The following is a 23,101-nucleotide window of genomic DNA, read 5'->3' as shown; positions in this document are numbered from 1 at the left end:
CGGCACGGCGCGCTCGGCGGCCGCCGTGGGCGTCGGCGCGCGCCAGTCCGAGGCGAAGTCGATCAGCGTGGTGTCGGTCTCGTGGCCCACGGCGGAGATCAGCGGGATGGCGCTCTCGGCCGCGGCGCGGACCACGGCCTCTTCGTTGAAGCCCCAGAGATCCTCGAGGCTGCCGCCGCCACGGGCGACGATGATCAGGTCGGGGCGCGGCACCGGGCCGCCCGCCGCGGGCAGGGCGTTGAAGCCCCGGATGGCGCGGGCGACCTCGGGGGCGCATTTCTCGCCCTGCACCGCGACGGGCCAGATCAGCACATGGCGCGGGAAGCGGTCGCGCAAGCGGTGGAGGATGTCGCGGATCACCGCGCCCGAGGGCGAGGTGACGACGCCGATGACCTCCGGCAGGAAGGGGAGCGGTTGCTTGCGCCCCTCGTCGAACAGCCCCTCGGCGGCGAGCATGGCGCGGCGTTTCTCCAGCATCGCCATCAGCGCGCCCGCGCCCGCGGGGCGGAGGTCCTCGATCACCAGCTGGTATTTCGACTGGCCGGGGAAGGTGGTGAGGCGGCCCGTGGCGATCACCTCCATCCCTTCCTCGGGCGGATGGGCGAGGCGGGAGGCCACCCCCTTCCAGATCACCGAGGCCAGAACGCTGCGGTCGTCCTTGAGGTCGAGGTAGACATGGCCCGAGCGGGGGCGCGAAAGCCGCCCGACCTCGCCGCGGACGCGGACATGGGAAAAGCCGGCCTCGATGCTGCGCTTCACCGCGCCGGAGATTTCCGAGACGGTGAATTCGGGCGCGTTGCCGGGGCCGCCTGCGGGGCCGGCATCCTCGATCAGGTCGTCCATGGCCTCAGTCGCCCCTCGGCTTGCGGGTCTCCCGCCAGGCGTCCCAGGCGGTGTAGAGCGCGACGACCCCGAGGATGAGGTAGATCAGCCGCGGCACGGCGAGAATGCCGGCGGCATGCAGGCCCGCCATGGCCGCAAGCGCGATCAGGGCGGCGGCGAAAGCAGCGAGTGCCGCGGGGGCGGAGCCCCGTTCGGCCGCTGCGAAGCCGCGCAAGCGTGACCAAAGGTCCGGTCCTGTCATGTTGTGCCCGCCCCTGCCGGTTTGTAATGCAGGGCGAGACTAGCAAGAGGGGCGGCGAAGGTGAACATCCTGATACTCGGTGGCGGCGGGCGCGAGCATGCGCTGGCCTGGGCGGTGCTGCAGAACCCGAAATGCGACCGGCTGATCGTGGCGCCGGGCAATGCCGGGATCGCCATGATCGCGGAATGCGCCGCGCTCGACACCGAGGATGGCGAGGCGGTGGTGGGCTTCGCCGTCGAGGAGAGCATCGATTTCGTCATCATCGGGCCCGAGGCCCCGCTGGCCGCGGGCGTGGCCGATGCGCTGGCCGAGGCGGGCATCCTCGTCTTCGGGCCCTCGGCCGCGGCGGCGCGGCTGGAGGCCTCTAAGGGCTTCACCAAGGAGGTCTGTGACGCCTGCGGCGCGCCGACCGCCGCCTGGGCGCGGTTCACCGATGCGGCGGCGGCCAAGGACTACGTCGCGGCGCAGGGCGCGCCCATCGTGGTCAAGGCCGACGGGCTGGCCGCGGGCAAGGGCGTTGTCGTGGCCGAGACCGTGGCCGAGGCGCAGGCGGCGATTGACGAGATGTTCGGCGGTGCCTTCGGCGCGGCAGGGGCCGAGGTGGTGATCGAGGAGTTCATGACCGGCGAGGAAGCCTCGTTCTTCATCCTGTCGGATGGCGAGAGTGTGTTGCCCATCGGCACGGCGCAGGATCACAAGCGCATCGGCGAGGGCGACACCGGGCCGAACACCGGCGGCATGGGGGCCTATTCCCCCGCGCCGGTCCTCTCGGACGACGTGGCCGCGCGTGCGCTGGCCGAGATCGTCGAGCCGACCGTGGCCGAGATGGCGCGGCGGGGCACGCCCTATCGCGGGGTGCTCTATGCCGGGCTGATGATAGAGGGCGGAGTGTCGCGGCTGGTGGAATACAACGTCCGCTTCGGTGACCCGGAATGCCAGGTGCTGATGATGCGGCTGGGGGGGCAGGCGCTGGACCTGATGCTCGCCTGCGCCGAGGGGCGGCTGAAGGAGATGTCGGTCACCTGGGCCGCGGATCACGCGATGACCGTGGTCATGGCCGCGAAGGGCTATCCGGGCAGCTACGGCAAGGGCGATGTGATCGGCGGGCTGGAGGCCTTGCCGGAGGATTCGCATCACATGGTCTTCCACGCCGGCACCGCGTCGCGGGAGGGCGCGGTGGTGGCGAACGGCGGACGGGTGCTGAACGTGACGGCCCGCGGCGCGACCCTGCAAGAGGCGCGCGAGCGCGCCTATGGCATGGTCGAGGGCGTGGATTGGCCCGGCGGGGTCTACCGGCGGGACATCGGCTGGCGCGCGCTCTGAGGGGCGCGGCCCCGGATTTGCCGGGCTGCGTTCACAATCCTGCCCGAAGCGGGCGGCATCGTCTCCGTCATTGGTTTGATGGAGTGCGTGATGGTGGATGCGTTCTGGTTGGTGGCGGTGGGCTTGCTGTTGGCGACGGTGTTCCTGCTCATCATGGTGGGCGAGGTGACACTCGAAAAACGCAAAAAGGCCGAGGAGACTGCGAAGGACGCCGAGGCAGAGGCCCAACGCCTTTCCGCCAAGCTCGCCAACTACAAATCCCCCGGCCACGATCACGCCCAAAAGGTCGGCTGGCGTCGCAAACGACTCCTGAACAAGCCGGAATATGCGTTGCTCCGGCAGCTCGAAACCCTCGTGCAGAACGCCCCGAACAGGCACCGCCTGTTCGCACAGGTCTCCTACGGCGCGTTTCTCGAAGCGACCGCGCGCCAGGACCTCGAGGAGACGCGGAAGGTGGCGGAACATGCCCTCATGCGCAAACGCGCCGATTTCCTCATCATCGACCGGTACGGGAACCCCGTCGCCGTGATCGAATACCAGGGCGACGGCCATTATCGCGGCAACGCCCATGACCGCGACCAGGCCAAGCGGATCGCCTGCCACGCCGCGGGCATCCCCTTCATCGAGGTGCCTGCCGCGGGGCTGACGCCGGGCCAGCGCCTCGATCTGGAGCGGCATCTGGGGCTGCGCCCTGCCCTAGCGGCGGAGTAATCCCCAACCCACGATATATTGTGGATACCCCGTGGTATCGGGGTCTCTCGCCTTTCGGTCACAAAAATACTGCTTTACACAACGCCCCAACCGCCGCACCATATTTCGTAGGTGAGGGGCAGCCTGCCCCCACCAGTTTGAAAGACACCCAGCCTTTAGCGGGCGTCTTGGTTAGTGACCCAAGGCCCGCTAGGCTGCCAAAACACGAGGCCTGGGCAATGTCGCATTCCGAGCAGTATCTGGACATCGAAGACCTGCATCCCATCGACATCGTTGAGACGCTTGCGTCGCATCACGAGTGGGATTTCGACCGTATCGCCGATGACCAGATCGCCATGGCCATCGAAGGCCAGTGGCGGACCTATTCCGTGACGCTCGCCTGGTCGGCCTATGACGAGACGCTGCGGATGATCTGCACCTTCGACATGGAACCGCCCTCCGAGACGCTGCCCGCCCTCTACGAGACGCTGAACCTTGCCAATGACCGCTGCTGGGCCGGGGCCTTCACCTACTGGCCCGCGCAAAAGCTGATGGTCTACCGCTACGGCCTCGTGCTGGCGGGCGAGCAACTGGCCAGCCCCGACCAGATCGCCTGCATGGTGGAAACCGCGGTGCTGGCGGCGGAACGCTACTACCCGGCGTTCCAGCTGGCCTGCTGGGGCAATCGCAGCCCGTCGGACGCGCTGCAGGTCGCCATTGCAGAGAGCTACGGCCGCGCCTAGTCTCGGCCCCCGGAACGCACGGGGGACGCCATGAATTTCGACGAGATTTCAAACCGCGGCCTGGTCATGCTGGGCTGCGGCAAGATGGGATCGGCCATGCTGGAGGGCTGGTTGAAGGCCGGGCTTGCGCCTTCGGCCGTCCATGTGATCGACCCGCACCCGTCCGATTGGCTGCGGGCGCAGGGCGTGTCGGTGAACGGCCCCCTGCCCGCCGATCCGGCGGTGCTGATGGTCGCCGTGAAACCGCAGATGATGGGCGACGCCCTGCCCCGCGTCGCGGGCTTCGGCGGCGGTGGCACGCTGGTGCTGTCGGTCGCGGCGGGCACCCCCATCGCGGCCTTCGAGGCGGTCTTCGGCCCCGGCACGCGGGTGGTGCGCTCGATGCCCAACACGCCCGCCGCGGTGGGCAAGGGGATCACGGCCATCGTCGGCAATGAGGACGCGGGCGCAGGCGATCTCGACATGGCCGAGGGGTTGCTCAGCGCCATCGGGCAGGTCGTGAGGCTGCAATCCGAGGATCAGATCGACGCGGTCACCGGCGTCTCGGGCTCTGGGCCGGCCTATGTCTTCTACATGATCGACGCGCTGGCCGCGGCCGGCGAGGCCGAGGGCCTGCCGCCCGAGATGGCGATGCAGCTCGCCAAGGCCACCGTCGCGGGGGCGGGCGTGCTGGCGGAAGCGGCCGTGGAGACGCCGGAACAGCTGCGCATCAACGTGACCTCGCCCAAAGGCACGACGCAGGCCGGGCTGTCGGTGCTGATGGACGAGGCCACGGGCCTCGCGCCGCTGATGCGCGCCACCGTCAAGGCCGCCACCGACCGCAGCCGGAAGTTGCGCGGATGAGCGACACCATCGGGTTCGAAGATTTCCTGAAGGTCGACATCCGCGTCGGCACCGTCACCCGCGCCGAACCCTTCCCCGAGGCGAAGAAGCCCGCGATCAAGCTCTGGGTCGATTACGGGCCCGAGATCGGCGTGCGAAAAAGCTCGGCCCAGATCACCGCCCATTATACGCCCGAGGCGCTGGTGGGGCGGCAGGTCATGGGCGTGGTGAACTTCCCGCCACGCCAGATCGGCCCCTTCATGTCCGAGGCGCTTGTCCTCGGGCTGCATGACGCCGAGGGGCGCGTCGTGCTGATCGGCCCCGACCGCGACATCCCGAACGGAGAGAAGATGTGCTGAAGCTGCTCGTATCCCGCCGCCTGCCCGAAAGCGTGATGGAGGCCGCCGCCCGCGTCTTCGACGTGACCTGCCGCGGCGTGACCACGCCGATGGACCATGCCGAATGCGTCGCGGGACTGCGCGATTTCGACGTCATCCTGCCCACGCTCGGCGACGCTTTCCGCGCGGCGGCCTTCGCCGAGGTGCCGGACCCGCGGGCGCGGCTGCTGGCGAATTTCGGGGTCGGCTACAACCACATCGACGTGACCGCCGCCCGCGCCGCGGGGCTGGAGGTGACCAACACGCCCGGTGCCGTCACCGATGCCACAGCCGATATCGCGCTGACGCTGATCCTGATGACCGCGCGGCGCGCGGGCGAAGGCGAGCGGATGCTCCGCGCGGGCCGCTGGACCGGCTGGCACCCCACGCAGATGCTGGGCCTGCACGTGACGGGCAAGACCGTCTGCGTGATCGGCATGGGCCGGATCGGCCAGGCCATCGCGCGGCGCTGCCATTTCGGCTTCGGCTGCCGGATCGTCTATGCCAACCGGTCGGCCAAATCCGTCGATTTCCCCGCAGAGCAGATGGACCTGCCCGCGGCGCTGGCGGCTGCCGATATCGTGGTGCTGGCGACCCCCGGCGGGGCCGAGACCCATCACCTCATGGGCGCGGCCGAGTTCGCGGCGATGCAGGGCCACGCGATCTTCGTGAACATCTCGCGCGGCGACGTGGTCGACGAAGCGGCGCTGATTGCAGCCCTGCAAGCCGGGCAGATCGCGGGCGCGGGCCTCGATGTCTACGAGTTCGAACCGCAGGTGCCAGAGGCGCTGATCGGGATGGAGAACGTCACGCTCCTGCCGCACCTCGGAACCGCGGCGCTGGAGGTGCGCGAGGCGATGGGGCGGATGGCGCTTCAGAACTGCATCGCCTTCGCCGAGGGGCGTCCGCTTCCGAACATCGTCTGACCGCCGCCCGGCCAAGACCACGCCGCCGAATTTTCGTACGAAAATTCAACAGCGCCAAATCGAATTTTCGTACGAAAATTCGCAACCGCGCCGCGTGCGCGGCGCGCGGGTCGGCCGCGAAGCGGGCGAAACACCCTTATCCCGCGGGACGGTCGCCCGTCGCCTCGCGGAAATGCACACGGCACAGGCTCACGTAGCGGTCATTCCCGCCCACCTCGACCTGTGCCCCTTCGGTCAGGGCGCGGCCCTCGGCATCGACGCGGATCACCATCGTCGCCTTGCGCCCGCAATGGCAGATCGTGCGCACCTCGCGCATCTCGTCCGCCAGCGCCAGCAGCGCCGCCGAGCCCGGAAACAGCTCACCCCGGAAATCGACCCGCAGACCGTAGCACATCACCGGCACGTTCAGGTCATCGACCGCGCGGGCGACCTGCCAGACCTGCTCGCGGGTCATCCATTGCGCCTCGTCGATCAGGACGCAGGCGCAGGGGCCCGCATCCAGCCGGGCGGCGATCATCTCGAACAGGTCGCTCGTGATCGCATAGGTATCTGCCTTGGCCGCGATGCCGATGCGGCTGCCGATCCGGCCCGTGCCCGCGCGGTCGTCGAAATTCGCGGTCATCAGGTAGGTCTGCATGCCGCGTTCGATGTAGTTGTAGGACGCCTGCAACAGCAGGGTCGATTTCCCCGCATTCATCGTCGAGTAATGGAAGTAGAGCTTGGCCATGTCCTGCTTCTGCCCCAGCCCCGCCGCGCGGGCAAGGGCCGCTCAGCCGCGCCGCTCCACGATCACCGAGCCCACCGAATAGCCCGCCCCGAAGGAGCAGATCAGCCCCATCTGCCCGTTCGTCATGTCCGCCGAATGCTGCGCGAAGGCGATGATCGAGCCCGCCGAGGAGGTATTGGCGTAATCCTGCAGGATATTGGGCTGCTCGCCCGGCTCCGGGTCGCGGCCCAGCACCTTGCGGCCGATGTAATCGTTCATCGTCTTGTTGGCCTGGTGCAGCCAGAGCCGCGTGAGATCGCTGGCCGCGACCCCCTCTTCGGCCATGTGATCGGCGATGTGCTGCGACACCAGCGGCAGCACTTCCTTGAAGACCTTGCGGCCGTTCTGCATGAACTGCATGTCGCGCCGGTCTTCCATGTGGCCCTTGCGGGTCCGGCGCAGGAAGCCGTTGTTGTTGCGGATGTTGTTCGAGAATTGCGTCGCGCAGCGGGTCGAGCGGATGGTGAAGCGCGGGCCTTGTGCGTCCTCGTCGCGCTCGATCAGGATGGCGGTGGCGACGTCGCCGAAGATGAAATGGCAATCCCGGTCGCGCCATTCCAGATGGGCGGAACAGATCTCGGGGCTGACGACCAGCGCCTTCCTCGCGCTGCCCGCGCGGATCATGTCGGCGGCCGCCTGGATGCCGAAGGTGGCCGAGGAACAGGCGACATTCATGTCGAAGGCGAAGCCGCCCGCGCCGAGCAATTGCTGGATCTCGACGGCAATCGCCGGGTAGGCGCGCTCGTGGTTCGAGGCCGCGCAGAGGATCAGGTCCACCTCCGCTGCGTCGACGCCCCCCATCTCCAGCGCCGCGCGGCAGGCGGTGACGCCCATCTCGGCCATGACGGAGGGGTCTTCCGTCGGCCGCTCGGGCAGCCAGGGGTGCATCACCGCAGGGTCAAGAACGCCGGTCTTGTCCAGCACGTAGCGTCGTTCGATGCCCGAGGCCGCGACGATGAACTCGGAGGAGGAATGCTGCTTGGCCTCGACCTCGCCCGCGGCGATGGCCTCGGCGTTCTCGGCATTCCAGCGGTCGGCATGGGCGTTGAAGGCCGCGACCAGTTCGTCGTTGGTGATGACCTCGGACGGCGTGAAGACGCCCGATCCGGTGATGGCTGGCTGGTGCATGGCGCTCTCCCTTCCCGCGGGAAAGAAGGGCCGGATCGCGCGCAAAGGTCAAGCCGCGCCCCTGCGTCACCCCTGTGTGAACCGCGCGTGACCGGGGGGCGCGACGCTTGACAGGGGCGGCAAACTCGCCACGTTGCGCGCACCCATCCCAAGGAGAGCCGTGTGGCCCGCACCCCCCCGCCCTTTTCCCGCTTCGAGGTCATGATCGCCTGGCGCTACCTGCGTGCGCGTCGCGCCGAGGGCGGCGTCAGCGTGATGACCGTGATCAGCTTTCTCGGCATCATGCTTGCGGTGGCGGCGCTGATCGCCACGCTGGCGGTGCGCACCGGGTTCCGGGCCGAGTTCGTCGGCACGATCCTCGGCGCGAACCCGCATATCAGCGTCTACGACCAGGTCGAACTGGACGCCAACGGGCGGCAGAACCGCGTCTTCGAGGACTACGAGGCCGCTGCCGCCGCGGTGGCCGGGGTGCCGGGCGTGGCCCATGCCGCGGCCGTCATCCGCGGGCAGGTCATGGCCAGCCACGAGGGGCGCAACGCGGGCGTCGAGGTGACGGGCATCGCGGCCGCGGATCTTGCCACCGTGCCGCTGGTGGCCGAGCCCGAGCAGGCCTTCGGCAGCCTTGCCGATTTCGGCAATGGCGAGGGCGTGGCCATCGGCATCGGCGTGGCCCGCGAACTGGGGCTGCGGCTGGGCGACCGTATCCGCCTGATTTCGCCCGACGGGGCGCGCACGCCCTTCGGCACCAGCCCCCGCGTCTCGGCCTACGAGGTGGTCTACATCTTCCAGGTCGGGCGCTGGGACATCGACCGCGTGCGGGTCTACATGCCCTTCGCCGAGGCGCAGAGCTACTTCAACCGCGACGGCGTCGCCGACGAGATCGAGGTCTATCTCGATGATCCCGAGCGGGTCGAGGCGATGGTGCTGCCGGTCCTGATGGCCGCGGGCGAGGTCTCGGTCTGGACATGGCGCGACAGTTCCGGCGCCTTCCTGCAGGCGTTGCAGATGGAGGACAACATCATGTTCATCATCCTGTCCATCCTCGTGCTGATCGCCACGCTGAACATCGTCTCGGGCCTGATCATGCTGGTGAAGAACAAGTCGCGCGACATCGGCATCCTGCGCACCATGGGCCTGTCGGAGGGGTCGGTGCTTCGGGTGTTCTTCCTGTGCGGCTCGGCCATCGGGGTGGCGGGCACGGTCGCGGGGGTCGCGCTGGGATGCGCCTTTGCGATCTGGATCGACCCGATCTTCGATGTCGTCAACTGGATCGCGGGCGGCGGGGTCTGGGACCCGTCGGTGCGGCTGATCTCGGAGCTGCCCGCGCGGCTCGAGGCGGGCGACGTGCTGTCGGCGGTCGCGCTTTCGCTGGGCCTGTCCTTTGTCGTCACGATCTTCCCGGCGCGGCGCGCCGCGCGGATGAACCCGGTGGAGGCGCTGCGCCATGAGTGACGCCGTGTTGCGCCTCGAGGGCATCGAGAAGGTCTACAACCCCGGCCACCCGAACGAGGTGCGCGTGCTGCGCGGGGCGGAGGCACGGATCGACAGGGGCGAAGTCGTGGCGCTGGTCGCGCCCTCGGGCGCAGGGAAATCCACGTTGCTGCATATCGCGGGGCTGCTGGATACGCCCGATGCGGGCCTCGTCGAGATCGGGGGTCAGGACCTGTCGCGCGCGCCCGATCGCGCGCGGACCGCGGCCCGGCGCGAGATGGTGGGGTTCATCTACCAGTTCCACCACCTCCTGCCCGAATTCACCGCCGCCGAGAACATTCTCCTGCCGCAACTGGCCAATGGCGCAAGCATGGCCGAGGCCGAGGCGCGCGCCCGCGACCTTCTGGGCGCGGTGGGCCTGTCCGCGCGGCTCGATCACCGGCCCGCGGCGCTCTCGGGGGGGGAACAGCAGCGGGTGGCCTTCTGCCGGGCGCTGGCCAATGGCCCGCGTCTGCTGCTGGCCGACGAGCCCACCGGCAACCTTGATCCCGAGACATCGGACACGGTCTTCGACACGTTGATGGAGCTGGTGCGCGAAACGGGCATGGCTGCGCTGATCGCCACCCACAACCCCGAGCTGGCCGCACGGATGGACCGGCGGCTAAAGCTCGAGGGCGGGGTGTTGGTGGCGGGTTAAGCCGCCTCGGAGTCGAACAGGGCGATAATCGTCTCCAGCGTCTCGGCCCGGCGCATCGGGCTTTCCATCAGCACCTCGTGCTCGGCCCCGGCGATCTCGACGAAACGCCCGCGCGGCCATGTCGCCATGCGTCGCCGCGCCGCGCAGGACGTGACGATCTTCTCGCGCCCACCGACGAGGGTGACCGCCGGAAGATCGGGCGCGCGCATCGCCATCAGCGCCGCGCATTCGCGCAGGGCGGCATGCACCCAGCGGTTCGAGGGGCCGCCCAGCGTCAGCTCGGGATGCCGGTCCATCTGGCGCGCCATGTAGTCGAACTGGTCGCGGTCGGTGGTCAACGGGTTGTCGTCGAAGCTCATGGGCGCGTAGGGCCCGGTGGTCATGGCGAATGATTTGCCGAAGCCGAGCGGCCCGGACAGGCCGAGCACCACACCCGAGACCGCCTTGAGCAAGGGGCGCATCTGGATGCCCCACATCGGCCCGGTAAAGGCCGCGGCCCGCACCGGCAGCCCGTCATGAATGGCGCGCAGGCCGATGGCCCCGCCCATCGAGTGACCGATCAGGAACCAGGGCTTTGGCACCTGCATCTCTTCCAAGGCTGCACGGAAGGCGGCGACATCCTCGCGGTATTCGTCGAAACTGACGACATGGCCCATGTCGCGGCGATGCCGCGGGCGGTCGGCCAGCCCCTGACCGCGCCAGTCGAAAGCCGCCATGCCATATCCCGCGGCGGCCAGGTCGGCCGCGACACGGCCGTATTTCTCGCAATACTCGGTACGTCCGGGAAAGAGCAGCACGGTGCCCTTTGCCCCCACGGGCCAGAGCGCCACCCGCAGGCGGGTGCCGTCCGCGCTCTCGACCCAATGTGCCCTGACACCGCGGGGCCCCTCGGCGACGTCGTCGAAGAAGGGCGCTTGTGCAAGGCTGACCTCCGGCGTGATGGAGGCCATCTGCATCAGCCCAGAACCGACCCGAGGCGCATGGCCGTCCCCATGTCGCCGTCGAGCTTGAGCTTGCCCGTCATGAAGGCCGAGGCGGGGTTCAGATCGCCGGCGAGGATGCTCTGGAACGTGTCGGCATCCGCCGTCATCGTGACATCGGCCTCGTCGCCGTCACCCGCCGCGCGCACGCCGCCGCCGTCCACCATCACGGCGCCTTCGCCCTCGATGACGAATTTGGCCGATCCGTCGAACCCCTCCGACAGCCTGTCCGACAGGGCCTTCACCGCGTGATCAATCATGCTCATGTCTGCACATTCCCTTTCCATATCCCGGGTGCTCGCACTGGTTTGATATGGATCATCCGCGCGAACATGCTAGCTTGCGCACCATGCGAATGATGCGCCCATTCCACAACATTGCCGTAGCGGCATTTCTGTGCGGGTTTCCCTTGCTTGTGTCCGCGCAGGGCATGGCCCGCACGGATGAGTTGCTCGACCGGCTGGCGCAGCCCGACCTGCGCAACTGGGACGTGGTCGAACAGGAAATCTACATGCTCTGGTCGCGCTCCGGCTCGGCCACGGCGGATTACCTGCTGCAACGCGGCCGCGCCGCGCTGGAGGCGGGCGAGATGGACGAAGCCTATCAGCACCTTACCGCGCTGACCGATCACGCCCCCGAGTTCGCCGAAGGGTGGAACGCCCGCGCGACGCTGTTCTTCCAGTCGAACCGCTACGGCCCCTCGATCGCGGACATCCAGCGCGTGCTGGCACTCGAGCCGCGGCATTTCGGGGCGCTCACGGGCCTCGGGATCATGCTGGAGGAGATCGGCGATCTCGAGGGCGCGCTGGAGGCGCTGAAGGCGGCGCAGGCTATACATCCCCACCGCGACGACATAAACGGCGCGGTGAGCCGGGTGGAACGGGCTCTCGAGGGACAGGCGCTCTGAGCGGCCGAAGGGCCGGGCACCGTCGAGAAGGGTGGGCCGCAACGCATGGACGGCAGCAGCACGGGCGCGATGAAGGACCGGGGGCGGATCGCCGCGGTTCTTGGCCCCACCAACACCGGCAAGACGCATTACGCGATAGAGCGGATGCTGGCGCATCGCACGGGGGTGATCGGCCTGCCGCTGCGGCTGCTCGCGCGAGAGGTCTATGACCGCATCGTCGCGCTGCGCGGCCCCTCTGTGGTGGCGCTGATCACCGGTGAAGAGCGCATCGTTCCCGAGCGGACCCAGTATTGGGTCTGCACGGTCGAGGCGATGCCGGTGGGGATCGGCGCGGATTTCCTGGCCGTGGACGAGATCCAGCTGTGCGCCGACCCCGAGCGGGGGCATGTCTTCACCGACCGGCTGCTGCATGCGCGTGGCCTGCACGAAACGCTGTTCATGGGGGCGGGAACCATGCGCGGCGCCATCGCGGCGCTGGTGCCCAAGGCGCAGTTCCTGAGCCGCGAGCGTTATTCACAGCTTGTGTATACAGGTTCGAAAAAGATCAGCCGGATGCCTCCGCGCAGCGCCATCGTGGGGTTCTCGGTCGAAAACCTCTATGCCACGGCGGAACTGCTGCGGCGTCAGAAGGGCGGCGCGGCGGTCGTCATGGGCGCGCTGTCGCCGCGCACGCGCAACGCGCAGGTGGAGCTCTACCAGAACGGCGACGTCGATGTGCTGGTGGCCACCGACGCCATCGGGATGGGCCTGAACCTCGACATCCGGCATGTCGCCTTTTCCGGGCTGCGCAAGTTCGACGGGCGGCGCATGCGCGAGCTCTGGCCGAACGAGCTGGCACAGATCGCCGGCCGCGCCGGGCGCTACACCGAGGACGGCACCTTCGGCGTGACGGGCGAGGCACCGCCACTTGACGATGACCTTGCACAGGCGATCCAGGACCACCGGTTCGCCCCGGTGAAAAAGCTGCAATGGCGCAACTCCGACCTCGAATTCGGCTCGGTCGCGCGGCTTGTCGCCTCGCTCGAGGAACCGGTCGAGGATGACTGGCTGACCCGCGCGCGAGAGGCGGACGACCTCATGGCGCTCAAGGCGATCTCGGAACGCGACGACGTCAAGGCACGTCTGCAGTCGGCCCGCGACGTGCGCCTGCTCTGGGACGTGTGCCGCATCCCCGATTTCCGCGGCATCAGCCACCAGGAACACGCCGAGTTGCTGGGCCGCATCTACGATTTCCTGCACGACCTGGGCCGGGTGCCCGACGACTGGCTCGCCCGACAGGTCAAGCGGATCGACCGGACCGAAGGCGATATCGACACATTGTCGAAACGTCTGGCGTTTATCCGCACATGGACCTACGTCGCGCAGCGAGACGGCTGGGTGGACGATGTTGCCCATTGGCGCGGGGCCACCCGTGCCGTAGAAGACCGACTGTCCGACGCGCTCCATGGCGCGCTGACGCAAAGATTTGTCGACCGGCGGACGAGTGTCCTCCTCCGGCGGTTGAAACAGAAGGAGAGCCTTGTGGCCGATGTGAACGACAAGGGCGAGGTGACCGTCGAGGGCGAGGTGCTCGGGCGGATCGAGGGCTTTCGCTTCATCCAGGACAAGACCGCCAGCCCGGACGAGGCAAAGACCCTGCGTCAGGCCGCCATGGCCGCGCTGCGCCCCGAGTTCCACCTGCGCGCCGACCGCTTCTACAACGCGCCCGACACCGAGTTCGACCTGACCGAACAGGGCGGGCTGATGTGGGGCGACCAGGCGCTTGGCAAGCTGGTGAAGGGTGACGACCCGATGAAGCCGATGGCCGAGGCCTTCGTCGATGACGAGGCCGGGCCGGAGGTGATCCAGAAGGTGCAGCGCCGCCTGCAGCATTTCATCGACCGCCGCATCGCAGCTCAGTTCGAGCCGCTTCTGGGCCTGTCGCGCGACGAGGCCGTCACGGGGCTGGCCCGCGGCGTCGCCTTCCGCCTGCTCGAGAGCTTCGGCATCGTGCCGCGCGCCGAGATCGCCGACGACATCAAGGCGCTCGACCAGGACGCCCGCGGCATGCTCCGCAAGCATGGCGTGCGCTTCGGCCAGTTCACCATCTTCCTGCCGCTGCTGCTGAAGCCCGCCCCGACGCGGCTGCGCCTTGTGCTCTGGGGGCTGTGGCAGGGGCTCGACATGTTCCCCGAAAGCCCGCCGCCGGGCCTTGTGACGATCCCGCACGAGACCGACCAGCCGCAGGGCTATTACACCATGTCGGGCTACCGCCCGGCCGCCAGCCGCGCGATCCGCATCGACATGCTGGAGCGCCTGGCCGACATGCTGCGCGGTCAGAACACCCGCGGCGGGTTCGAGGCGACCGCCGACATGCTGTCGATCACCGGCCTGACGCTGGAGCAATTCGCCGACCTGATGGGGGGCCTCGGCTACCGCGCCGAGCGCGGCGAGCGCGCCAAGGTGAAGGCCGTGGCACCCGAGCCCGCGGCGACCGCAGCACCCGAGACGGTGGACGAGACCGTGCTGGCCGCCGCACCGCCCACGGGCCTCGAGGGGGCGGACACGCCCGACCCGACGCCGACCGAGCTGCCCGTGGAGCAGCCAGGCGAAACGCCGCCTGCCCCACCGGCGGAAACGCCCGCCGACCAGCCTGCCGAGACCCCGGCGGAGACCCCGACCGAAGTGCCGGACAGCACCCCGGACGAGACCCCGCCGACGGAAAGCGCCGCCCCCGAGATGGAGGTGTTCTACACCTTTGTCTGGGCCCCGCCGCGCCGCCAAGGCGGTGGCGGTGGCGGCAAAGGCCCGCGCCGCGCCGAAGGGGGCAACAAGCCCCGCGGCCAGTCGTCGGGCAAGCCGGGCGGTGGCAAACCCGGCGGCAAGCCGCGCGGGAAGGGCGGCAAGGGCGGCAAGCCGGAACGTGACGAGCGGCCCAAGACCTTCTCCTCGCGCCCCGAGAAGAAGGACCGGATCGACCCCGACAACCCCTTCGCTCAGGCCCTCGCTGGGCTGAAAGGCAAGTCCTGACCGACCCGCGCTCCACCGACCGGATCGACAAGTGGCTGTGGCAGGCCCGCTTCTTCAAGACGCGGAGCCTGGCCACGAAACAGGTCGCCTCGGGCGCGGTCCGGGTGAACGCGACGCGGGTGACGAAGGCCGCCAGCCCGGTGGGCCCCGGCGACGTGCTGACCTTCGCGCAGGGCCGCCAGATCCGCGTGATACGCATCGTCGCACTGGCGACCCGCCGCGGACCGGCACCGGAGGCGCAGGCGCTCTACGACGACCTGACACCGGCCCCGGATCCGGCGGCGGCGGAGCAGCCCCGGACAGGCCCGCGGCCGACGAAAAAGGACCGGCGCAGCCTCGATGCGATGCGGGACGACGGAGAGAGCGGTTTCTGAGGCCAGTATGCCGCAAAAAAACCGCTTGAATGATGTCAACTCAAGTTTACACTCTGCTAACAGTTGAGCGGTGGGCGCGGTCTTGCAAAGCCCAAACCCGTATCGTAGCAGACAGACAGAACGACCAGCCAAGGAAGACCCGATGACCTATGTCGTGACGGAGAATTGCATCGCCTGCAAATACACCGATTGCGTGGAGGTCTGCCCCGTGGATTGTTTCTACGAGGGTGAGAACATGCTGGTGATCCACCCCGACGAATGCATCGACTGCGGCGTCTGCGAGCCGGAGTGCCCCGCCGATGCGATCCGGCCCGACACCGAGCCGGACATGGAGAAATGGGTGGAGTTCAACCGCAAATACTCCGAGGCCTGGCCGGTCATCATCACCAAGAAGGACCCGCTGCCCGACGCCGAGGAGCAGGACGGCAAACCGGGCAAGATGGAGCTCTTCTCGGAAGCCGCGGGCGAAGGCGGCTGAGACCTCGCGCCGATTCGGTGCCGATGCGGCACCGCGGCACCCCGCGTTGTGCAGGATTGCCCAGTGTTTACTGGCCTTTCAGGTGTTGCCGTGTCGTCCATCTGGAAATCGGCCTGAAGTCGTGTTATACAACTGACACGTTAAGCCGTCTGTCGATCAAACACACGCAGGTCTGCCAACCTGCCCGGTCCCCATCGTGATCCTACCCCGCTTGTGGAAAACCAAGGTTTTCCTCAGGTGTTTTTGTCGCCTGTGGCCCGGGAAATGGAAAGGAACCACTGGAAATGTCGAAGGCCCGCAAGTCGCAGGAGTTCAGCCCGAACGAGTATGTCGTCTACCCAGCCCACGGGGTTGGCCAGATCGTCTCGATCGAGGAGCAGGAAATCGCCGGCCTCAAGCTTGAACTCTTCGTGATCTCCTTCGAGAAGGACAAGATGACGCTGCGCGTCCCCACCGCCAAGGCGGCCGAGGTCGGCATGCGCTCGCTCAGCTCGCCCGACGTCGTGTCGAAGGCGATGGAAACGCTCAAGGGCAAGGCCCGCGTGAAGCGCGCCATGTGGTCGCGTCGGGCGCAGGAATACGAGCAGAAGATCAACTCGGGCGACCTGATCTCGATCGCCGAGGTGGTGCGCGACCTGCACCGCGCCGACGACCAGCGCGAGCAGTCCTATTCCGAGCGTCAGCTCTACGAAGCCGCGCTCGAGCGGCTGACCCGCGAACTGGCCGCGGTCAAGGGCATGGACGAGTCGGGCGCGCAGAAGCAGGTCGATGCCGTCCTGACCGCCCGCGCGGCGTAAACCCGCCGATTTTCCACATCCCGGACCCGTCGCACCTATGGTGCGGCGGGTTTTTTCGATATTCTCCTGCTCCGGGACCTTTGAAGCCATCCGGGCCAAGGCACGGAAAACGGAAGGATAACACCATGACCCTCAAACTGCCCGCTGCTCTGTTTGCCACGCTGCTCGCGGTTTCGGCCTGCCAGCCGACGCCACAGAACCAGGCCGCGTTGGGCGCTGTCCTTGGCGGGGCCACGGGGCTGGCCCTGTCGGAACTGGTGGGCGCGAACCCGCAATGGCGGGCTGTCGCCGTGCTCGGCGGTGCGGCCGCCGGCGCCGTCGTGGCGCAGAACCAGGCGACGCAGGAATGCGCCTATGCCGACGGTCGCGGCGGTTATTACATCGCACCCTGCTGATCGCAGCCGGGCGGGCGCGGGCACTCAGCTTTCACGCCCGCCCGGACGCCGCGGCGCAGGCGAGTCGCGCCCCATCGTGCCCCGCAGGGCCCCCGCGTCACCAGAAGAGCGGCGCGGTTCCCGATCTTGCGGATCCCCCTCGACCATTTCGTCAAGCTGCGAGACCAGCGCCGTCTCGAGGCTGTTGTTCAGCTCGCGCGCGCGCTCGACGTAGGCGGCGTTCTCGGCGATCGGCACACCGGGCTTCCACAGCTCGGCCAGCTCGCGCAGGTTCTGCCGGTCGTGGCGGTAGAAGGCGATCTCGAGCTCATGCGCCTCGTAGTCGCTGAGGCCCATGTCCTCCAGCACGTAGCGCGCCGCGCGCAGCGAGCTGTCGAACATCTCGCGCACGATGTGATCGGCCCCCGCCTCGTAGAGCTCGTAGACATGCAGCCGGTCCTGCGCGCGGGCCGTGATCGACATGTCGGGCCGCATCTTGCGCGCATAGCGCACCAGATCGACCGCCGCCTTGCGGTCATCGACGGCCACGACCAGCACGCGCGCCGTCTCCAGCCCGGCGGCGGCGAGAAGTTCGGGCCGGGTCGGATCGCCGAAGAACCCCTTGAACCCGAAGCGCCGCATCAGCTGGATCGTGGACAGGTCGCTGTCGAGCACCACCGTCCTGAATCCCGAAGCCTGGACCATACGCATCACCACCTGCCCGAAGCGGCCGATCCCGGCGATGATGATCGGCGCCGTGTCGTCGATCTCGTCGGGTTCGGGCGTCTCGCCCGCCGGGTCGGCCATGCGTTTGCGCAGGTAATCCGAGGCGATGAAACTGAGCGGGGTCAGCAGCATCGACAGCGCGATGACCAGCAGCAGGATCTCGCCCACGCGGTCGGGAAACACCAGTTGCTGCGCCCCGAAGGCGACGAGGACGAAGCCGAATTCGCCGGCCTGCGCCAGCCCGAGCGTGAACAGCCAGCGGTCGCCGCCCTTCAGCCGGAAGACAAGCGCGATGCCCAGCAGGACAAGCCCCTTGAGCAGCATGACCGCCAGCGTCAGCCCGACGATGAGAAACGGGTTGGCCAGGAGCGTGCCGAAATCGACCCCGGCCCCCACGGTGATGAAGAACAGGCCCAGCAACAGGCCCTTGAAGGGCTCGATATTGGCCTCGAGTTCGTGGCGGAACTCGGAATTGGCCAGGACCACGCCCGCGACGAAGGCCCCCAGCGCCGGGCTGAGGCCGACCACCAGCATCAGCACCGCGATGGCCACCACGATGACCAGCGCCACGGCGGTATACATCTCGCGCAGCCGGGTCATGTGGATCAGGCGGAACAGCGGCGTGGACAGGTAGCGCCCGGCCAGGATGACGGCGGCCACGGCCCCCAGCGTCACCAGCGTGACGCCCCATGCCGGCAGTCCCTCGACCAGCGACATGGTGTGATGCGCCTCTTCGCCCGCGTGGCGCTGGATCGAGCCGTCGGGCGCAAAGCTGACCCGCGTGGCCTCGGTGGCGAGGAGCGGCAGCAGGGCAAGGAAGGGAATGACGGCGATATCCTGCGTCAGCAGCACCGAAAAGGCGGAGCGCCCGCCGGGCGTCGGCATCAGGGCCTTTTCGTTCAGCGTTTTCAGAACGATGGCGGTCGAGGACAGCGCAAGCGTCATGCCGATGGCGACGGCAAGCGGCAAGGCAAGGCCGATGGCCATGGCCCCGGCGGCCAGAACCGCGGTCGTGATCACGACCTGAGCACCGCCCAGCCCGATCAGCTTGCGCCGCATCTCCCACAGACCCTTGGGGTCCAGTTCCAGCCCGATCAGGAACAGCATCAGGACCACGCCGAACTCGGCATAATGCTGCAGATCCGCCGTTTCGGACCCGACAAGCCCCAGAACCGGGCCGATGGCGATCCCCGCGATCAGGTAGCCCAGCACCGAGCCGAGCCCGAAGCGCACAGCCAGTGGCACGGCGATGACCATCGCCGACAAGTAGATCATGGCTTGAAGAAGCATGCCGTCATTGCGGTCCCTGCCCGGTGGTTGTCCATCACCACCCTAGGCGGCGCGCCGTGGAGCGTCCACAGCCCGCGGTGACCCTTGGCTGTGCCAAGGCGCAGGGCAGGCTTGAGATCGGCGCGCGTTTGGGCGCATACCTGCGCGGCGGTCAACAGGAGGGCACGCGATGAAACGATCCGAGGTCAACGCGATCATGGCCGAGGCGGATGCCTTCATCCGCTCGTTCGGGTTTTCGCTACCGCCCTTCGCCACCTGGACGCCCGAGGCCTTCAAGGCCCGCGCGGCCGAGGCGCGCCATGTCATCGACGCGCGCTGCGGCTGGGACATCACCGATTACGGGGCTGGCCGCTACGACGAGATGGGGCTGTTCCTGTTCACGCTGCGCAACGGGCTTTTGTCCGACCTGACCGCGGGCCGGGGCATGTGCTACGCCGAGAAGCTCCTGATCTCGAAGCAGGACCAGCTCAGCCCGATGCACACCCACGTGATCAAGGCCGAGGACATCATCAACCGCGGTGGTGCGACGCTGGTGGTGGAACTGTTCGGCTCGGACGATGCGGGCCATTTCGCCGAGGATCGCGGCGGGCGCGTCTGGTGCGACGGGATCGCGGTGGATTACGCGCCGGGCCAGAAGCTGCGCCTTGCGCCGGGCGAAAGCGTCACGCTGCGGCCCGGCGATTGGCATGCTTTCTGGGGCGAGGGCGGCGACGTGCTGATCGGCGAGGTTTCGACCGTCAACGACGACGAGACCGACAACATCTTCCGCGAGCCCATCGGCCGTTTCGCCGAGATCGAGGAAGACGTCGCACCCACGCACCTGCTGGTGTCGGATTACGCGCGCTGGCTCTGAGACTTTAGCTACCGGCGCGCGGGCGCGCGTCAGCCCTTGGCTTCCAGCGCGGCGATGCGCGCCTTGAGCGCCTCGTTCTCCTCGCGGGCCTTTTGGGCCATGGCGCGGACGGCCTCGAACTCGTCGCGGGTGACGAAGTCGCGGTCGGCGAGCCAGCGGTCCATCATGGATTTCATCGCCGTCTCGGCCTCTTCCTTCGCGCCTTGGGCCACGCCCATCGCGTTGGTCATCAGCTGGCTGATGTCTTCCATGATCTTGTTGCGGGTCTGCATCTGGCACGGCTCCTTGGCTGTCGTGTTGCGATATGGCCCCCCGCGCGGTCCCGATCAAGGTTGACTTCGCCGCAGCCCGGCCACACCCATGGCCGCAACCCGGCCCAAGCGGACCCAGAAACATGCCTTTCGCCATCCCCTTCCCCGATCTCAGCCCCGAGCTGTTCGCCATCGAGATCGGCAGCTTCCGCTTCGCGCTGCGCTGGTATGCGCTGGCCTATATCGCGGGGCTTCTGGCGGGCTGGTGGCTGATCGTGCAGGCGGTGAAACGCCCCGCCCTCTGGCCCGGCGACAGCGCGCCGATGCAGCCCGCGCAGGTCGAGGGGCTGCTGACGGCGGTCGTTCTGGGCGTGATCCTTGGCGGGCGGCTTGGCTACGTGCTGTTCTACCAACCGGGGTATTACCTGCAGAACCCGGCCGAGATCCTGATGGTCTGGCAGGGCGGCATGGCGTTTCACGGCGGGTTGATCGGGGTGGCCGTCGCCGCCTTCATCTTCTGCCGGATGAACAAGGTGCCCCCCCTTCAGGTCGCCGACGCGATGTCGATGGTGGTGGCCATCGGCCTCGGCCTCGGGCGGCTGTCCAACTTCATCAACGGCGAGCTGTGGGGGCGGCCCACGGATGTTTCGTGGGGCGTCATCTTCCCCGGCCCCGCGGCGCAGGACTGCCCCGGCCCGGTGGGGATCGTTGCCACCGAGCTTGGCCAGATGTGCGCGCGCCACCCCTCGCAGCTGTACCAGGTGGCGCTCGAGGGGCTGGTTCTGGGCGCGGTGATGCTGTGGCTGGCGTGGCGGCGCGGCTGGCTGAAGACGCCGGGCGCGCTGACGGGGATGTTCTTCACGATCTACGGGCTGGCCCGTTTCGCCGTGGAATTCGTGCGCCAACCCGACGCGCAGTTCACCGGGCCCGACAATCCCATCGGCTTCGCCATCGCGCTCTCGCCCTCGGTCGGTCTGACGATGGGGCAGCTTCTGTCGCTGCCGATGATCGCGCTGGGGCTGTGGCTGGTGGCGTCACGGCGACGCGGGGCGGCATGAGTGCGCTCAAGGATCGGCTGATCGCGCGGATCGCGCGGACCGGGCCGCTGAGCGTGGCCGATTACATGGCCGAGTGCCTGCTTCATCCCGAGCACGGCTATTACGCCACCCGCGACCCGCTGGGGCAGGCTGGCGATTTCATCACCGCGCCCGAGGTCAGCCAGATGTTCGGCGAGCTGATCGGCCTGTGGCTTGCGCAGGTCTGGATGGACCAGGGCGCGCCTGCGCGCATCCTGCTGGCCGAGGTGGGGCCGGGACGCGGCACGCTGATGGCCGACGCGCTGCGCGCGACGCGGGGCGTTCCCGGCTTCCACGACGCGCTCGAGCTGCACCTCGTCGAGGCCTCGCCGGTGCTGCGAAGGGCGCAGGGGGCCGCGCTGGCAGGCCATGCGCCAAGCTTTCACGACAGCATCGCCGACCTGCCCGAGGGGCCGCTCTACCTGGTCGCCAACGAGTTCTTCGACGCCCTGCCGATCCGCCAGTTCCAACGGCAGGCCAACGGCTGGTCGGAACGCATGATCGGGGCCGAGGGGGGCAGGCTGGCCTGGGGCCTCAGCCCCCCTGCCCCGGTGGCGGCGCTTGCGCATCGCTCGGACGTCACCGAAGGCCAGATCGTCGAGACCTGCGCCCCGGCCGAGGCCATCGCGGGCGAGATCGGCCGCCGGGTGGCCGCCCATGGCGGCGCGGCGCTGATCATCGACTACGGCGACGGCGAAAGCATCGGCGACACCTTTCAGGCGCTGCGCGCCCATGCCCCGGTCGATCCGCTGGAGGCACCCGGCACCGCCGACCTGACGGCGCATGTCGCCTTCGGCCCCATCGCGCGGGCGGCACACCCCGCCCGCACAAGCGCGCTGACCCCGCAGGGCGTGTTTCTCGAACGCCTCGGGATCACGCAGCGTGCGCAAAGCCTTGCCCGCGGGCTGTCGGGTGCGGCACTCGAGACCCATGTCGAGGCGCACAGGCGGTTGACGCACCCGCAGGAGATGGGACACCTTTTCCGCGTGCTCGCCCTTTCACCACCGGGCAGCCCGCTGCCCCCTGCCCTCGATCCCGGCCCGACATGACCGTCACGCTGACCCTAGACATCCTGACCGCGCCCACCCTCGAGGGGGTGACGCACGGGTTTTTCGGCCGCCGCGGCGGGGCCTCGTCGGGGATCTTCGAGGGGCTGAACTGCGGCGGCGGCTCGTCCGACCAGGCGGCCATCGTGGCGCTGAACCGCGACCGGGCCGCCGACGCGATGGGCGTGCCGCCCGAGCGTCTGCTCACCGTCCACCAGGTGCATTCCGCGCGGGCGGTGATCCTCGACGACGTGCCCGCCGAAAAGCCGAAGGCCGATGCCATCGTGACCGCCACACCGGGCCTTGCCATCGCGGTGCTGACCGCGGATTGCCAACCGGTGCTGTTCGCCGACCGCGAGGCGGGCGTCGTGGGGGCCGCCCATGCGGGCTGGCGCGGGGCGGTGGACGGCGTGCTCGAGGCGACGGTCGAGGCGATGATCGAGGCGGGCGCGCGCCGCGAAGCGATCCGCGCCGTGATCGGCCCCACGATCAGCCAGGCCAATTACGAGGTCGGGCAGGAATTTTTCGAACGATTCCACGACGAGGACCCCGCGACCGCACGCTTCTTCGTGAACGGGGCCGACGGGAAATACCTGTTCGACCTGCCGGGCTACGGACTGATGCGGTTGAGGGGAGCGGGGATCGCCGCGGCGGAGTGGACGCGGCATTGCACCTATGCCGACCCGGAGCGGTTCTATTCCTACCGCCGCGCCACCCATCGCGGCGAGGCGGATTACGGGCGGCTTCTGTCGGCGATTCGTCTCTGATCCGGGGAAAATCGGGCGGGCTTGCCCGAATTGTCGCCGCCTCCACCCGGATCGGGGCCGCTTCGGGGCAAGCCGCGCCAAGGATTCGCCCCAATCCACCCCGGCCAGTGCCGCGAATTTTCGGAAAACCCCGCAAAAACTGCCCCTCCGGTTGCCTTGTCGCGCCACAAAATCGCCCAGCAAATT

At 68.5% G+C, this 23,101-nt stretch carries 26 protein-coding genes; 18 read left to right on the top strand and 8 right to left on the bottom strand.

The window, feature by feature from the left end; translation table 11 throughout:
• A partial coding sequence (gene xseA / locus QQK83_RS02755) for an exodeoxyribonuclease VII large subunit (protein ID WP_284261459.1) occupies positions 1–843 on the bottom strand: 843 nt, incomplete at its 3' end.
• A gap of 4 nt (positions 844–847) precedes the next feature.
• Complete coding sequence (locus tag QQK83_RS02750) at positions 848–1,084, bottom strand: hypothetical protein (protein ID WP_284261456.1); 237 nt, start codon at positions 1,082–1,084, stop codon at positions 848–850.
• 60 nt (positions 1,085–1,144) lie between these two features.
• Between QQK83_RS02750 and purD the strand changes: the two genes are divergently transcribed.
• From purD to QQK83_RS02720, 6 genes are all read left to right on the top strand, one after another.
• Complete coding sequence (gene purD / locus QQK83_RS02745; RefSeq protein ID WP_284261455.1) at positions 1,145–2,407, top strand: phosphoribosylamine--glycine ligase; 1,263 nt, start codon at positions 1,145–1,147, stop codon at positions 2,405–2,407.
• A gap of 90 nt (positions 2,408–2,497) precedes the next feature.
• Positions 2,498–3,118, top strand: a complete 621-nt coding sequence (locus tag QQK83_RS02740) for a DUF2726 domain-containing protein (protein ID WP_284261452.1) — start codon at positions 2,498–2,500, stop codon at positions 3,116–3,118.
• Between the two features lie 218 nt (positions 3,119–3,336).
• Positions 3,337–3,840, top strand: coding sequence for a type III secretion system chaperone family protein (locus tag QQK83_RS02735; protein WP_284261450.1), 504 nt, complete (start codon positions 3,337–3,339; stop codon positions 3,838–3,840).
• Positions 3,841–3,870: 30 nt separating this feature from the next.
• A complete protein-coding gene (gene proC / locus QQK83_RS02730; RefSeq protein WP_284261448.1) occupies positions 3,871–4,683 on the top strand; it encodes a pyrroline-5-carboxylate reductase in 813 nt (270 codons plus the stop codon).
• Positions 4,680–5,021 (top strand): tRNA-binding protein, encoded by a 342-nt coding sequence (locus QQK83_RS02725; protein ID WP_284261446.1) that lies wholly within the window; start codon positions 4,680–4,682, stop codon positions 5,019–5,021. The genes proC and QQK83_RS02725 overlap by 4 nt, the downstream gene beginning before the upstream one ends.
• Positions 5,018–5,965: a 2-hydroxyacid dehydrogenase gene (locus QQK83_RS02720; RefSeq protein WP_284261476.1), complete on the top strand. Its 948-nt coding sequence runs from the start codon at positions 5,018–5,020 to the stop codon at positions 5,963–5,965. Before QQK83_RS02725 ends, QQK83_RS02720 begins: the two co-directional genes overlap by 4 nt.
• Before the next feature lie 136 nt (positions 5,966–6,101).
• Here the strand turns inward: QQK83_RS02720 and QQK83_RS02715 are convergent, their stop codons facing one another.
• The gene (locus tag QQK83_RS02715; RefSeq protein ID WP_284261444.1) at positions 6,102–6,692 is read right to left on the bottom strand and encodes a thymidine kinase; all 591 of its coding nucleotides are present in this window, start codon (positions 6,690–6,692) and stop codon (positions 6,102–6,104) included.
• A gap of 42 nt (positions 6,693–6,734) precedes the next feature.
• Positions 6,735–7,859: a beta-ketoacyl-ACP synthase III gene (locus tag QQK83_RS02710; protein WP_284261442.1), complete on the bottom strand. Its 1,125-nt coding sequence runs from the start codon at positions 7,857–7,859 to the stop codon at positions 6,735–6,737.
• Between the two features lie 162 nt (positions 7,860–8,021).
• On the opposite strand from QQK83_RS02710, the gene QQK83_RS02705 reads away from it, so the two are divergent.
• Both QQK83_RS02705 and QQK83_RS02700 read left to right on the top strand, forming a co-directional pair.
• Positions 8,022–9,311: a lipoprotein-releasing ABC transporter permease subunit gene (locus QQK83_RS02705; RefSeq protein WP_284261440.1), complete on the top strand. Its 1,290-nt coding sequence runs from the start codon at positions 8,022–8,024 to the stop codon at positions 9,309–9,311.
• Positions 9,304–9,987, top strand: a complete 684-nt coding sequence (locus QQK83_RS02700) for an ABC transporter ATP-binding protein (protein WP_284261438.1) — start codon at positions 9,304–9,306, stop codon at positions 9,985–9,987. Before QQK83_RS02705 ends, QQK83_RS02700 begins: the two co-directional genes overlap by 8 nt.
• Here QQK83_RS02700 and QQK83_RS02695 read toward each other — a convergent pair.
• Together QQK83_RS02695 and QQK83_RS02690 are read right to left on the bottom strand one after the other, a co-directional pair.
• Entirely contained in the window at positions 9,984–10,943 is a 960-nt protein-coding gene (locus QQK83_RS02695; protein ID WP_284261436.1) for an alpha/beta fold hydrolase, read from the bottom strand. The genes QQK83_RS02700 and QQK83_RS02695 overlap by 4 nt on opposite strands.
• Entirely contained in the window at positions 10,943–11,233 is a 291-nt protein-coding gene (locus tag QQK83_RS02690) for an SCP2 sterol-binding domain-containing protein (protein ID WP_284261434.1), read from the bottom strand. The genes QQK83_RS02695 and QQK83_RS02690 overlap by 1 nt, the downstream gene beginning before the upstream one ends.
• A gap of 164 nt (positions 11,234–11,397) precedes the next feature.
• Between QQK83_RS02690 and QQK83_RS02685 the strand changes: the two genes are divergently transcribed.
• The 6 genes from QQK83_RS02685 to QQK83_RS02660 all read left to right on the top strand — a co-directional run bounded on the left by QQK83_RS02685 (position 11,398) and on the right by QQK83_RS02660 (position 16,927).
• Positions 11,398–11,874, top strand: coding sequence for a tetratricopeptide repeat protein (locus QQK83_RS02685; protein ID WP_284261432.1), 477 nt, complete (start codon positions 11,398–11,400; stop codon positions 11,872–11,874).
• Positions 11,875–11,943: 69 nt separating this feature from the next.
• The gene (locus QQK83_RS02680) at positions 11,944–14,883 is read left to right on the top strand and encodes a helicase-related protein (protein WP_284261474.1); all 2,940 of its coding nucleotides are present in this window, start codon (positions 11,944–11,946) and stop codon (positions 14,881–14,883) included.
• The gene (locus QQK83_RS02675; protein WP_284261472.1) at positions 14,880–15,257 is read left to right on the top strand and encodes an RNA-binding S4 domain-containing protein; all 378 of its coding nucleotides are present in this window, start codon (positions 14,880–14,882) and stop codon (positions 15,255–15,257) included. Before QQK83_RS02680 ends, QQK83_RS02675 begins: the two co-directional genes overlap by 4 nt.
• Before the next feature lie 142 nt (positions 15,258–15,399).
• Complete coding sequence (gene fdxA, locus QQK83_RS02670; RefSeq protein ID WP_284261430.1) at positions 15,400–15,735, top strand: ferredoxin FdxA; 336 nt, start codon at positions 15,400–15,402, stop codon at positions 15,733–15,735.
• 284 nt (positions 15,736–16,019) lie between these two features.
• A complete protein-coding gene (locus tag QQK83_RS02665; RefSeq protein WP_284261428.1) occupies positions 16,020–16,532 on the top strand; it encodes a CarD family transcriptional regulator in 513 nt (170 codons plus the stop codon).
• Between the two features lie 125 nt (positions 16,533–16,657).
• Complete coding sequence (locus QQK83_RS02660) at positions 16,658–16,927, top strand: glucose-6-phosphate isomerase (RefSeq protein ID WP_284261426.1); 270 nt, start codon at positions 16,658–16,660, stop codon at positions 16,925–16,927.
• A 24-nt stretch (positions 16,928–16,951) separates the two neighbouring features.
• Here the strand turns inward: QQK83_RS02660 and QQK83_RS02655 are convergent, their stop codons facing one another.
• Positions 16,952–18,922, bottom strand: a complete 1,971-nt coding sequence (locus QQK83_RS02655) for a monovalent cation:proton antiporter-2 (CPA2) family protein (RefSeq protein ID WP_284261424.1) — start codon at positions 18,920–18,922, stop codon at positions 16,952–16,954.
• A gap of 169 nt (positions 18,923–19,091) precedes the next feature.
• On the opposite strand from QQK83_RS02655, the gene QQK83_RS02650 reads away from it, so the two are divergent.
• A complete protein-coding gene (locus tag QQK83_RS02650; RefSeq protein ID WP_284261422.1) occupies positions 19,092–19,775 on the top strand; it encodes a D-lyxose/D-mannose family sugar isomerase in 684 nt (227 codons plus the stop codon).
• A gap of 29 nt (positions 19,776–19,804) precedes the next feature.
• Here the strand turns inward: QQK83_RS02650 and QQK83_RS02645 are convergent, their stop codons facing one another.
• Positions 19,805–20,047: an accessory factor UbiK family protein gene (locus QQK83_RS02645; protein ID WP_284261420.1), complete on the bottom strand. Its 243-nt coding sequence runs from the start codon at positions 20,045–20,047 to the stop codon at positions 19,805–19,807.
• A gap of 122 nt (positions 20,048–20,169) precedes the next feature.
• On the opposite strand from QQK83_RS02645, the gene lgt reads away from it, so the two are divergent.
• Genes lgt through pgeF form a run of 3 tightly spaced genes read left to right on the top strand, consistent with a single transcriptional unit; the run spans position 20,170 to position 22,915 of the window.
• Positions 20,170–21,084: a prolipoprotein diacylglyceryl transferase gene (gene lgt, locus QQK83_RS02640; protein WP_284261419.1), complete on the top strand. Its 915-nt coding sequence runs from the start codon at positions 20,170–20,172 to the stop codon at positions 21,082–21,084.
• Positions 21,081–22,151, top strand: a complete 1,071-nt coding sequence (locus QQK83_RS02635) for a class I SAM-dependent methyltransferase (protein ID WP_284261417.1) — start codon at positions 21,081–21,083, stop codon at positions 22,149–22,151. Before lgt ends, QQK83_RS02635 begins: the two co-directional genes overlap by 4 nt.
• 8 nt (positions 22,152–22,159) lie before the next feature.
• Complete coding sequence (pgeF, locus tag QQK83_RS02630) at positions 22,160–22,915, top strand: peptidoglycan editing factor PgeF (protein WP_284261470.1); 756 nt, start codon at positions 22,160–22,162, stop codon at positions 22,913–22,915.
• Positions 22,916–23,101 lie beyond the last annotated feature (186 nt).

It is taken from the genome of Roseicyclus amphidinii (assembly GCF_030163755.1).
Taxonomy (GTDB): Bacteria; Pseudomonadota; Alphaproteobacteria; order Rhodobacterales; family Rhodobacteraceae; genus Roseicyclus; species Roseicyclus amphidinii.
The sequence above is the reverse complement of the archived record's forward strand: the minus strand, read 5'-3'. Positions and strand labels throughout refer to the sequence as shown.